Annotated in this window: 10 protein-coding genes; 4 read left to right on the forward strand and 6 right to left on the reverse strand. The window is 45.5% G+C overall.

The genetic code is table 11. The features are described from left to right. Positions 1–40 precede the first annotated feature (40 nt). The 3 genes from D1814_RS19110 to D1814_RS19120 all read left to right on the forward strand — a co-directional run bounded on the left by D1814_RS19110 (position 41) and on the right by D1814_RS19120 (position 4,205). Positions 41–703, forward strand: coding sequence for a glutathione S-transferase family protein (locus D1814_RS19110; protein ID WP_118495220.1), 663 nt, complete (start codon positions 41–43; stop codon positions 701–703). 9 nt (positions 704–712) lie between these two features. Continuing rightward, positions 713–1,750 carry a pyridoxamine 5'-phosphate oxidase family protein gene (locus tag D1814_RS19115; protein WP_118495221.1) on the forward strand — a complete coding sequence of 346 codons (1,038 nt, stop codon included), beginning with the start codon at positions 713–715 and terminating at the stop codon, positions 1,748–1,750. 130 nt (positions 1,751–1,880) lie between these two features. Beyond that, a complete protein-coding gene (locus D1814_RS19120; RefSeq protein WP_118495222.1) occupies positions 1,881–4,205 on the forward strand; it encodes an FdhF/YdeP family oxidoreductase in 2,325 nt (774 codons plus the stop codon). A gap of 139 nt (positions 4,206–4,344) precedes the next feature. Here the strand turns inward: D1814_RS19120 and fdhD are convergent, their stop codons facing one another. From fdhD to topA, 6 genes are all read right to left on the reverse strand, one after another. Next, a complete protein-coding gene (fdhD, locus tag D1814_RS19125) occupies positions 4,345–5,127 on the reverse strand; it encodes a formate dehydrogenase accessory sulfurtransferase FdhD (protein WP_118495223.1) in 783 nt (260 codons plus the stop codon). Then, a complete protein-coding gene (mobA, locus tag D1814_RS19130) occupies positions 5,117–5,743 on the reverse strand; it encodes a molybdenum cofactor guanylyltransferase (protein WP_232368932.1) in 627 nt (208 codons plus the stop codon). The genes fdhD and mobA overlap by 11 nt, the downstream gene beginning before the upstream one ends. 1 nt (position 5,744) lies before the next feature. Beyond that, positions 5,745–5,909, reverse strand: coding sequence for a hypothetical protein (locus tag D1814_RS19475; RefSeq protein ID WP_162889807.1), 165 nt, complete (start codon positions 5,907–5,909; stop codon positions 5,745–5,747). Between the two features lie 33 nt (positions 5,910–5,942). Next, positions 5,943–6,758, reverse strand: coding sequence for a leishmanolysin-related zinc metalloendopeptidase (locus D1814_RS19135; protein ID WP_118495225.1), 816 nt, complete (start codon positions 6,756–6,758; stop codon positions 5,943–5,945). 366 nt (positions 6,759–7,124) lie between these two features. After that, positions 7,125–7,676 carry a DUF2058 domain-containing protein gene (locus tag D1814_RS19140; RefSeq protein ID WP_025254953.1) on the reverse strand — a complete coding sequence of 184 codons (552 nt, stop codon included), beginning with the start codon at positions 7,674–7,676 and terminating at the stop codon, positions 7,125–7,127. A gap of 136 nt (positions 7,677–7,812) precedes the next feature. After that, positions 7,813–10,473 carry a type I DNA topoisomerase gene (gene topA / locus D1814_RS19145; protein WP_118495226.1) on the reverse strand — a complete coding sequence of 887 codons (2,661 nt, stop codon included), beginning with the start codon at positions 10,471–10,473 and terminating at the stop codon, positions 7,813–7,815. A 396-nt stretch (positions 10,474–10,869) separates the two neighbouring features. On the opposite strand from topA, the gene astB reads away from it, so the two are divergent. Beyond that, on the forward strand, positions 10,870–12,210 hold the full coding sequence (gene astB, locus D1814_RS19150; protein WP_118495227.1) for an N-succinylarginine dihydrolase: 1,341 nt from the start codon (positions 10,870–10,872) through the stop codon (positions 12,208–12,210). Positions 12,211–12,247: the final 37 nt, after the last annotated feature.

Raw genomic sequence — 12,247 nt, forward strand, 5'->3', positions numbered from 1 at the left:
CGGCATTAATCTAACTATGTCTATTGTGAGAAGTAAACCCATGACGCACCAAATAAATAAAGTTAAACCCCAACGTCCTATTACTTTGATTCAAAACCCTAAGTCTGGCCACTGTCATAAAGTTTCGCTATTTATGGCGCTCAACGCCATTCCCTTTATAACCGTTGAACCTGATATGGCTAGTGGCGAGCACAAAAGTGAGCGCTTTAGTGTACTTAATGTTTTCAAACAAGTCCCCGTGATAACAGACGGCGATATTACTCTAGCTGACTCAAATGCCATTCTGGTTTATTTAATCCACGCATACGCAGACAGCGATTATTGGCTGGGAAAGGATGCCGAAGAAAAAGCGCGTATCCAACGCTGGCTGTCCGTCTCGGCAGGTGAACTTGCCAAGGGGCCCGCCGCCGCTCGCTTGGAATACGTGTTTGGCGCAACAGTTCATGTTCCCACTGTACTTGCTACAAGCGCTACATTGCTTGAAAACATGGAAGTATATCTATCAAACTCAACAAGTATTTTTCTAGTAGGAAATCACGTCACCGCCGCAGACATCGCTATGTATTCGTACATGGCTCACGCCCCTGAAGGTGGCATATCGCTGGAAAAGTATCCTTACATAACTGAATGGCTAAACGCTATCGAAAGCTTAAACGGTTTTGTTCCAATGCCATCATCCGACATTGCGCCAGCACGCAATTAGGAGGTCGTTATGTCACTACCTAAGCTATCGTCAATAAACCCTGCGTTTCACTATGGTGAAATCGCCCTGCAAAAGAAGCTGGGTATTGATAAGGAAATCGGCGAGCGAACCAATGGCTTTATCCGTAGCTACATGCCAGAGCAACACAGGCTGTTCTTCACATCAAGTCCGTTCACCGTTTTCGCTTTGGTAGATGACGAAGGCTACCCTGTAGCCATGCCAATTTGGGGAGAGGATGACTTAATAGAAAGCCCTTCTCCCACACAATTAAGATTTCACCTGCCAGATGAAGTCTTAAACATGATACAAAACTCACTGAACTTAGATGTGATGGCAGGAAGCAAAATCGGCATAGTCGGGATTGAATATGCCACGAGGCGGAGAAATCGCCTAAACGGTACGATAAGCCACGCGAAAAAAGGCAATCTTACGGTACTGGTGGATCAAAGTTTTGGTAACTGCCCTCAGTATATTCATAAACGAAACACGACAAAAAAGCGACGTCTTGTCATAGGTGGACAGCCAGAGAGTAACGTGTTTTACAACGTCAATATGACCACTACCACAACAAATGTAATAGACACCAGAGCTCGCACAATAATAGAAAGCGCTGAGACATTTTTTATTGCTTCAAGGCATAGTTCTCTGGGACAAGAAGCAAACGAAGGATTGGACGTTTCTCACAGAGGGGGCAAAGCAGGCTTTGTTAACGTGAAAGGAAATACAATAACCTTCCCAGATTTTAGCGGAAATAAGTTCTTTAATACTTTGGGCAACATCCTACTGGACCCGCGCGTAGGTTTGTGTTTTTGGGACAATAAGACAGGTGACCTTTTTTTCGTAAAAGCTAAAGCTAAGGTCGAACCGATTGAATCTAAAGCTTCTGTGTTTAAAGAGACTGAGTTCAAAGGAACTGCGTTTAAAGGAGCGGAGCGTTTTGTGTCCTTATCGGTAGTATCGGTTACACATATTGCGGGAATATACCCCTACTCCCATGAGATAACGGAAAGGTCTCCCTATGCACTTCAGACTGGCGACTGGAAATAAGCGTTTAATTGATGAACCCTATAATTTAGTCGGCGTAATTAATTGGAACACCATTTAAAAATAGTTAAGGTACTTTGCTACTAGGTCTTGTATACATGAGCAAACACCCGCGCGGGCACAGGGGCAGAATATGAGTGATAAGCGCAACATCAAAACTTACGACAAACCCGCTGGTGGATGGGGCGCTTTAAAAAGCGTAACTCAAAGCTGGATCCAAAGTGAGAAGCCGCTAAAAAATTTACGGGCAATGCTTAAAACTAATCAAGATAAAGGTTTTGACTGCCCGGGCTGCGCGTGGGGAGAGTCACCAGAAAGTGGATTAGTCAAATTCTGCGAGAATGGCGCTAAAGCAGTGAATTGGGAATCTACTGGTCGTCATGCTGATCCTGCATTTTTCTCAAACCATTCTGTAAGTTCACTAAAAAAACATACCGACTACTGGCTGGAGTCACAGGGAAGGCTTACCCACCCTATGCGCTATAACGCTGAGACTGATCATTACGAACCCGTTTCCTGGGATAATGCGTTTGCACTCATCGCCAAACATTTAAATAATCTAAGCTCACCACATCAAGCCGAATTTTATACGTCGGGTCGAGCAAGTAACGAAGCCGCTTACCTATATCAACTTTTTGTACGTGCATTTGGCACCAATAACTTTCCCGATTGCTCGAATATGTGTCATGAAGCCTCGGGGCAAGGTATGAAACCCACCATAGGCGTAGGTAAAGGCACAGTCACTTTCAACGATTTTGAAAAGGCGGATACGATATTTGTTATCGGGCAAAATCCGGGCACTAACCACCCACGCATGTTAGAGCCTCTGCGCGACGCTGTGCGAAGAGGCGCCCAGGTAATTTGCTTAAACCCATTAAAAGAGCGCGGGCTAGAAAAGTTCCAGCATCCTCAACACCCCATAGAAATGCTAACCAATGGCTCAACGCCAACTAATACCGCTTACTTCAGGCCTGCCCTTGGCGGCGATATGGCAGTCATGCGGGGCATTGCGAAATGGTTGCTAACCTGGGAGCAGGAAGCAAAAGCGGAAAACGCTTCTCCTGTGTTTGACCACGATTTTATCAATACGCATACCAACGGCATGGACGACTATTTAGCTGTAGTCGACAATACAAGTTGGGAACATATTGAAGCACAAAGCGGTTTATCTAAAGACGACATCCGCCACGCGGCTACTATGTACAAGCGTGGAGAGCGGGTGATCATGTGCTGGGCAATGGGAATTACACAGCACAAACATTCCGTTGCTACGGTTCAAGAAATTGTGAATGTTCAGTTATTACGAGGAAACGTTGGCAAACCTGGCGCAGGACTATCGCCGGTGCGGGGTCATAGCAATGTGCAAGGTGATAGAACAGTAGGTATTAACGAAGCGCCGCCTAAGGCGTTACTCGACGCGTTAGAAGATAAGTTTGATTTTGCGGTACCGCGAGAAAATGGCCATAACACCGTACAGGCCATTCAGGCAATGGAGAAAGGCGAAGCCAAGGTATTTATCGGATTAGGAGGTAATTTTGCCCAAGCAACACCAGATACGCCTCGTACACATGCTGCCTTATCAAAATGCGACTTAACGGTACATATCGCCACCAAACTAAACCGCTCTCACCTTACCACCGGCAAAGATGCACTTATTTTGCCTTGCTTAGGTAGAACTGAAGTGGACATGCAGGCCAATGGACAACAGGGCGTAACCGTTGAAGATACGTTTTCTATGGTTCATATATCCTACGGTCAGCTACCGCCGAGCTCGCCTGAACTTCGCTCGGAACCAGCCATAATCGCGGGTATCGCGAAAGCGACGCTGGGTAACACGCCGGTAGACTGGGATGTCTTAATTAGCGACTACGATAACATTCGCGAACTTATTGCCGATACGATAGACGGCTTTAAAGACTTTAATAACAAACTTGCGCAACCCGGCGGCTTTCACCTAGGTAACGCAGCTAGCGAACGGCACTGGTTAACACCTTCAGGCAAGGCTGAATTTGCCGTTAACTCGCTGCCAAATTCACTGTTAAATGCAGACCTAGTTACTCAAGGGGAAAAGCCTGACCTTATTTTGCAAACGCTGCGCTCTCACGATCAATACAACACCACTATCTATGGTATGGACGACCGTTACAGAAACGTGTTTGGCGCCCGTGATGTCCTTTTTGTTAACGAAAGTGATATCGAAAAACTGGGATTTAAAGACGGCGATAAAGTCGACATTACCTCTATGTGGAACGACGGCAAAATACGCCAGATTAAACAATTTATGTTAGTGGCTTATGACATACCGCCCGGCCAAGCCGCCGCGTACTACCCAGAAACAAACCCGTTAGTGCCACTGGAAAGCTATGGTGACGGCACCTTCACGCCAACTTCAAAGTTTATTGCTATCAAGCTTTCAAAGTCCGAGTCGGATGGACGAATAGCAGTATCTGCAGTATAGATTTATGCCTAAAGACCCCGATAAAACGTCTATGATAATTAACTGTCTTGAGCCCTATCGGGGTCTTTTTTCGTTTTAGGGGTCAGTTAGCTTGAGGTAATCTATTTGGCTTGCGGCGACTTAATTAGCTTGCGGCAACTTAATTAGCTTGCGGCGCATAGGCCCTCGGAGGGTCATACTTAGGCACGTGAATAAGGGTGACACCATAGCGGTTAGCCCACTTGACGGATAATGCAGTAGGTGCTGAAAGGGTTACAAGCAAAGGTAATTTTGCTCTTATCGCCTTCTGCACTAATTCTAAACTGCAGCGACTGGTTAGCACTACAAGGCAATCCTTTTGATAAAGTTTATTAGCCGCAATTGCCCCAATTAACTTATCAAAAGCGTTATGCCTTCCTATATCTTCACGACACGCCAGTACATTGTGCTTGGCATCAATATAGAGCGCGCCGTGCACTGCTCCGCTTTGCTGCGCTAGGGCTTGCGCTTGCGAAATTAGGTCTCGCAACCCTTCAAACCAGCTTGCTTCTGGTAGAGGCAATGGATCTAAAGGTTGGAGTTGAGGCAAAGCGTTATCCAACGCTTCGACACCACAAAGCCCACAGCCCGATGCCCCTGCCAATTGCCGTTTATTTTCTTTTAACTTCCAAAAAGCTTGGTTAGCAATATCCACTTCAGCATTGATGTGTTCTTCGTGGTATGTCAATTCAATACCATAAAGCTGGCGGGGGTGTTCAATAATGTCGTTACTTAAACTGAAGCCAACAATAAAGTCTTCAATATCTTTGGGCGTAACAAGCATTACTGCATAGTTAATACCGTTGTAACTGATGCTCAATGCGACCTCTTCAGCAAGAGTAAAGCGCTGAGTTTTAGATACGCCATCTAAAACTAATGCTTGGTATTCGGTGTTATTTGTCATCAGGCCAATCATCTGGCGTATTAACATTCAGCCATTGCGCTTCATTCACTCGGGTTATCTCATCGCTCTGTTTTTCTTGATCGCCATTTACTCTTTTTGTGCGCGTAAAATTAGCTTCTTCAAGAGCAACGGCATCTAGGGTTTCTAAGAAACCCACCACACGCCGCTTGTTTTGGTCAACCAAGTAATGAGTTAACATGGCGTTAGTATTGTGCATAACAGACAAGTAAAAAGGCAAAAAGCGGTTTTCCACATAAACCGAACGCTGGGCTTCCCGCCCTGCTGACACTAGCGCCTTCAAAAGCTGAGGCGTCATCTGGGGCATATCCACAGGAAGGACAAGCAATTCAATAGCGCTACCCTTGCCCGCATTTGAATTACATAAAACTTCCAGTGCTGCATGCACACCACCTAGTGGACCTGCATCGTCAATTTTATCATTTAAAAAATTTGGCGCATTGCGGCTGATTAACACCTCATCACACCCTGCAGCCTTTAACAGCGATGAAGCATGCTCAATAAGCGTGGCTCCCTGATAACGCATAAGGGCTTTATCTTGTCCCATTCTGCGCGATTGGCCACCCGCTAACACTAGTCCGATAAGAGCTTTATTCACTTTATCTACTTCTCGTTTCTCTCTTATCAAGCTTTCCCTCATTATTTCCGCTTAAAAATGTAAAGCACTGCTTAGCAATAGGAGCGCCTGTTTTTCTATTGTTTATTGCAAGCCCAAGAGGTGATTTTTCTCTATAATCAAGAATAACGATGACACGCAACTTCATAAACGCACCATAGCACTAAGTGAAGATATTAGGTTATACAATTTGCAGAAAGCGCGCACTAGACCGTATGGGCTTTTTTCTTATTATAAACCCTAAAGAAAGTAGAAACAGCCATATCGTTGTGGCTTCGCTGACAGGGTGCGTGACGGTAGTTAAATAACCAATGTCAGCAAACGAAGCGACAGTAGTATCACTTAGGGTAATTGGATAGGGCCCCAAATAGCCGGTCATTAAGTCTGATGCGCCACCAGGCCAAGGCTCGTCCCAATGACTATTGGCAGTACCGTCTCCACCGCCGAGTTCAACAGGAATAAAGGTGGCGTCTTCGACAAACTCACGGCGGTAGATTTCCAAAGCGTATTCTCCAGTGTAGCGCCCTGTGCCATTGACGTAATTAGATTGGCTCCCTGCGATAAAAAAATCAGTCGTCCACAAAGTGCCAAACCCGATAACATGAGCCATTTCGTGCACGATAACATCGAAAAGTGTGCCGTTATTTTCCATGTTATTTAAATCTGCTGTATCGAAGCGCATGCGACCTTTATTTGCATAAACGTAAGTGCTGTCGGAAAGCTGAGTAACACTCGACGGACCAGCACTACCTAATATTCCGCCCGCTCCATCAATTGGCGCACCGCTGGCATCGATAACAATACTATGATCAAACGAGCTTTGAACGCCTATTAAGTAAGACTCCCAATACATAATTGCATCATCAAACGCACTTGATTGTGAAGGCGTTAGCCCTCCAAGATTATTAATAGAGATGTTGAATAGCCCAGCATTTACAGGTAGTGACATGCAAAGTGATATTACGACACCTAGGACCAGCTTCGGTAAACCCTTCATGGCTTCCCTCCTGAATTAAGAAACAACACCTAACGAAAATAATGTTGGACAGCGATACTTATGCGCATTAATAACTATAGCCTAGAAAGTAGAAGTAACATCTTTCCTTGATATTTAAATCTTACGGCCGAAATAAGATTTTCTGAAGAGAACTATTTATATATTTTCTTTCATAATTACAAAATGTTAGAAAAAAAACATCGATAACAATGAAGTACCTTTGAAGTTCAATTGCGCTAAAAACATGAAAATAGAGAACGGGTATTAGGAAAGGTTGTTAAAACGTTAGTGAGTGAAATAATGGTTCTAAGCATTTACTCACCACCTAGCTTTGCTAAAAGACAAAAGGTGGTGAGTTTAGAAAAACTACCAGGTTAAATCGTCTGGGATTTCGTAGTCGGCATACCAGTCGTCTTCATCTTCGTCTTTTCCGTCGCTACCACTTTTATCTAAATCGGCGCGATATATAATTGAAGATTCATCACGCTGAGCAATCTTGTCAGCCACTGGCGTTGGAACCAGTTCGTAAGCATCATCGAGTAATACCACAGTCAAACGACCTTTTGTCACTTGCTTGTGCATTTCTTCACTCACGTACATGCGTTTTACCACGTTATCGTGAGTAAAATTAAGTACAGTTTCACCTTTTCGAGGCTGCTTATTAACGTTGATAAGCTGTCTTACTTGAGCCGCGATAGAACGTTTTTCACGTTCTTCCTGCTGCAATTGGTTTAACTCACGAGAGCGAGCTTTTTTCTCTTCCGCCGCTTTCTGAGCCGCCAAAGTTGCCTCATCTACCACCGGCTGCTTTTGCTTATTTTTCTGTTTTTGCTTTTTACGTTTGTCAGCGCGTGCTTGCTTTGCAGACGCTTTATCAGCCAATCCGGCTTTAAGAAGTTGATCTTGTAAAGAGGCCATAACTCACTCTCTATTAATGTAGTAGTAAACCTTGCATGAAGCGTATTGCAAGTCTCTAAAAATTTCTCAAAACGTAGTAAGCCCGAATAAATTCGGGCTTACTGCTTAGGCTTCAAAGTATTATATTTGCTTTGAATTACTTTTTCTTGGCTTTTGACTTAGCCGCAGGCTTTTTCGCTGCTTGCTCCTGCCATTTACCATTGTCATACCATGCTGACCAACCCGTTGCTTTTCCGCTGTCATTTTCAGACATAACATACTGTTGTTTGGTCTTTCTGCTGTAGCGAACTATCGCAGGGTTACCGTCAGGGTCTGTTTTTGGCGCATCAGCAAGATAATAGAATTTCGGCGAAATTCTATCTCTAAAGCGTGCAAGTTCTTCCACTTTCGGCGCACGAGTTTCGCGAGATTTAGGGAAGTTATGCGCTGCCAAGAAAATTCCCGAGGCCCCATCGCGTAGCATGAAGTGGGCATCTGACTTTTCACAAGGAAGTTCAGGCAAATCGACCGGATCTTCTTTCGGTGGCGCTGCTTCCCCGTTTCTGAGCAGCTTACGGGTATTCTTACACTCTTCATTAGTACAGCCGAAGTATTTACCGAAACGACCGTTCTTAAGCTCCATGTCACTGCCGCACTTATCGCATTCGATAATTGGGCCGTCGTAGCCTTTAATTTTAAATGTGCCTGCCTCGACTAAGGTTCCATCACAGGTAGGTGTATTACCACAAACGTGAAGCTTACGGGTTTCGTCTACCAAGTAACTGTCCATAGCAGTTCCGCACTTAGGACAACGCTTTTTAGAGCGAAGCGCTTCCGTTTCAAGCTCTTCTTCATCATCCACCTTCACCACTTCATCGCCAGGCGTTAGGTTCATGGTATTGGTGCAGCGCTCTTTAGGCGGTAAGTTATAACCTGAACAGCCTAAAAATACGCCGGTTGAAGCCGTTCTCACATTCATTTCGCGGCCGCATTTATCGCATTCAATACCCGCAGGTATGGCCTGATTTAGGCGCATACCGCCCTCTTCAGGATCTTTTTCCGCGTTTAGCAGTTTTCCATAGAATCCGCTGTAGAACTCATTAAGAACATCTTTCCAATCTTTGTTGCCTTCAGCGATATCATCTAGATGCTGCTCCATGTTGGCCGTGAAGTCATAGCTCATCAGATCGTCGAAGTTTTCCATCAGGCGATCATTTACGATTTCGCCCATTTTCTCGGCATAGAAACGCTTATTTTCTAATCGCACATAGCCACGATCTTGTATCGTTGAAATGATGCTAGCATAGGTTGAAGGGCGGCCAATGCCCCGTTTTTCAAGCTCTTTTACCAAAGACGCTTCATTAAATCGCGCTACTGGCTTAGTGAAGTGTTGCTTAGGGTCGAGCGCTTTTAAGTCCAGAACATCGCCTTTTTGCACATCAGGCAACATAAGCTCTTCATCGCCTTTTTTGCGAAGCTGAGGCTGTACACGCGTCCAACCGTCAAACTTAAGTACGCGACCTTTTGCTGTGAGCTCATAGTCTCCTGCCGCCACTTTAATGGTGGTTGCATCGTACTTCGCAGGCGTCATCTGACAAGCCAAGAACTGGCGCCAGATAAGCTCATAAAGACGCTGTGCATCGCGCTCCATATCACCTAGGCTCGCCGCACTAATGCTCACATTTGAAGGACGAATTGCTTCGTGCGCTTCTTGCGCGCCCTCTTTACTACCGTAACGAATTGGCGAATCAGGTAAGTATTTTCCACCAAAATTGTCTGAAATGTACGCACGCGCGCTGTCTACTGCCTCTTGGCTCAAATTGGTCGAGTCAGTACGCATGTAAGTGATGTAACCCGCCTCATAAAGACGCTGTGCCATCATCATGGTTTTCTTAACACCGAAGCCCAGACGCGTGCTCGCAGCTTGCTGCAGCGTAGAGGTAATAAATGGCGCTGAAGGTCGACTCTGCGTTGGCTTCGACTCACGGCTTTCCACCGTATAGTTCGCACCCTCAAGGTCAGCGAGCGCCTTGTCTGTTTCAGCTTTGTTTTTTGGCTTAAACGCACTGCCCTGATGTTTGGCAACCAACATGCGAAGTGCTGCTTTTTGCTGGCTGGTCAAATCAGCGTGTACGTCCCAGAACTCTTCTGGTACGAAGGCTTTAATTTCGCGCTCTCGCTCGACAACAAGCCTAACCGCTACCGATTGAACACGCCCCGCTGAAAGACCGCGCGCAATCTTTTTCCATAGCAGTGGAGACACCATAAAGCCCACAACTCGGTCTAGGAAACGGCGTGCTTGCTGCGCATTAACGCGAGATATATTTAGCTCACCGGGATCTGAAAACGCGTCTTGAATGGCATTCTTCGTAATTTCGTTGAATACCACTCGCTGATAAGTCTTATCTTTCTTGCCTAACAGTTCTTGCAAGTGCCAAGCAATCGCCTCTCCCTCGCGGTCCAAATCCGTTGCGAGATAGATAGTGTCAGCATCTTTTGCAAGCTTTTTGAGTTCGTTGACGACCTTTTCTTTGCCCTGTAGCACTTGGTAGTGAGCTTTCCAGTCTTTCTCTGGATCCACACCCATTCTGTCTACAAGCTTCAAATATTCGTGGCGACGAAGATATTCTTGACGCTCTTCATCGCTTAGAGTTTTGAGTTCTTTAGCCGGTTTTTTAGGCTCTACTTTGCCTAATGCCTTTGTCGGAAGATCTCGCACATGGCCAACCGAACTTTTTACGATAAAATCTTTGCCAAGATATTTATTTATCGTTTTTGCTTTGGCTGGTGACTCGACTATGACCAGTGATTTTGCCATATAATTGAACTAAACCTATTGATTTTTAATGACTATTTACGTCAAATTCTGAAAATTGGAGCAGCCCGACACTATATATAGGGTACTCGCTCTTTTTTAACATATATCTACAAAGTGAATGGAAAACAAGATCTTCTTCATACTTATTCTTCCCACCGCTCTAAACACGCACAAAAACTGTACATATAATGACCACCGCGATTGGCATCGGTCTTAAAAGCCGTATAATGCCAGCCATTCCAACCTGACCTAACAACGCGCTCAGGTTTAAAGAAGTGCTGCGTTTGCCCCCTGTACGAAAGCGAAAGCGCTACCACTGCTATCAAATTAATCGCAGTGTCTGTAAGAATGTAGCATATGGGGTCAACAGCAAAAACTACAAGAATGAGGGAAAGTATGAAGCAGTTTGAAGTTAACTTTGATGGTCTTGTTGGACCTACCCATAACTATGCCGGATTATCCTTTGGCAATGTTGCTTCCCTGAACAATGCGAATGCAAAGAGCAGTCCTAAACAGGCGGCAAAACAGGGTCTAGCAAAAGCAAAAGCGTTGGCCGATATGGGAATGGTTCAAGGTGTGTTAGCGCCGCAAGAACGTCCTGATATTGCTGCACTGCGTCGCTTAGGCTTTACTGGTTCTGATGCTCGCGTGCTAGAAAGCGCTGCAAAGCAGTCTCGCGAGATTTTCCTAGCTTGTTGCTCTGCTAGTAGCATGTGGACTGCAAATGCCGCCACTGTGTCTCCTAGCGCCGATACTGCCGATGGTCGCGTTCACTTTACCCCTGCAAACTTAACGAACAAGTTTCACCGCTCGTTAGAGCCTCAGGTGACAGGCAATATTTTGCGCGGCACATTCGCCAATGAAAAACACTTCGCCCATCACCAGCACCTGCCAGACAACGAGCATTTTGGTGACGAAGGGGCGGCCAACCATACGCGGCTTTGCAGCAATTACGGGCAGGCTGGCGTAGAGCTGTTTGTGTATGGTCGCCATGCCTTTGATACCAGCAAACCTGCACCAACCAAATACCCGGCTCGCCAAACACTAGAAGCATGCCAAGCCGTAGCGCGTTTGCATGGCCTAGATGACGAGGGCGTGGTTTACATGCAGCAAAACCCTGATGTTATCGACCAAGGTGTATTTCACAATGATGTAATTGCCGTAGGTAACCAAAACGTGTTGTTTTTCCACGAACAAGCGTTTTATCAAAAAGAAGAGGGCTTTAAAGAGCTTCAAGCCAAATTTGGCAGCGAGCCACTTCACTTTATTGAAGTCCCGACCGCGGAGGTGTCTGTTCTAGATGCTGTTAAAACCTACTTGTTTAACACGCAAATTATAACGCTTCCAAGCGGCGACATGACTATAATCGCGCCTACGGAATGTCGGGAAAATGAAGCGGTCAAACGTTATTTAGACAAGCTAGTAACAATGGGTACTCCCATTAAGTCGGTTAACTATTTCGATGTTAAACAGAGTATGCGCAACGGCGGCGGACCTGCTTGCCTGCGTCTGCGTGTTGCTATGAACGACCAAGAGCTTGAAGCAGTAAATCAGAACACGCTAATCAACGATACACAGTTTACGCGCTTAAACGAGTGGGTCGATAAACATTATCGCGATGAATTGAGCGAAGACGACTTGCGCGACCCTCAGCTACTCATTGAGTCTCGCACTGCCCTTGACGAGCTTACGCAAATACTGAAGATTGGTTCGGTTTATCCGTTCCAGCAGGGGTAGGCGATTTAACGTTTAGAAAACTAAAAAGAAAGCCGGC

It is taken from the genome of Alteromonas sp. BL110 (assembly GCF_003443615.1).
Taxonomy (GTDB): domain Bacteria; phylum Pseudomonadota; class Gammaproteobacteria; order Enterobacterales; family Alteromonadaceae; genus Alteromonas.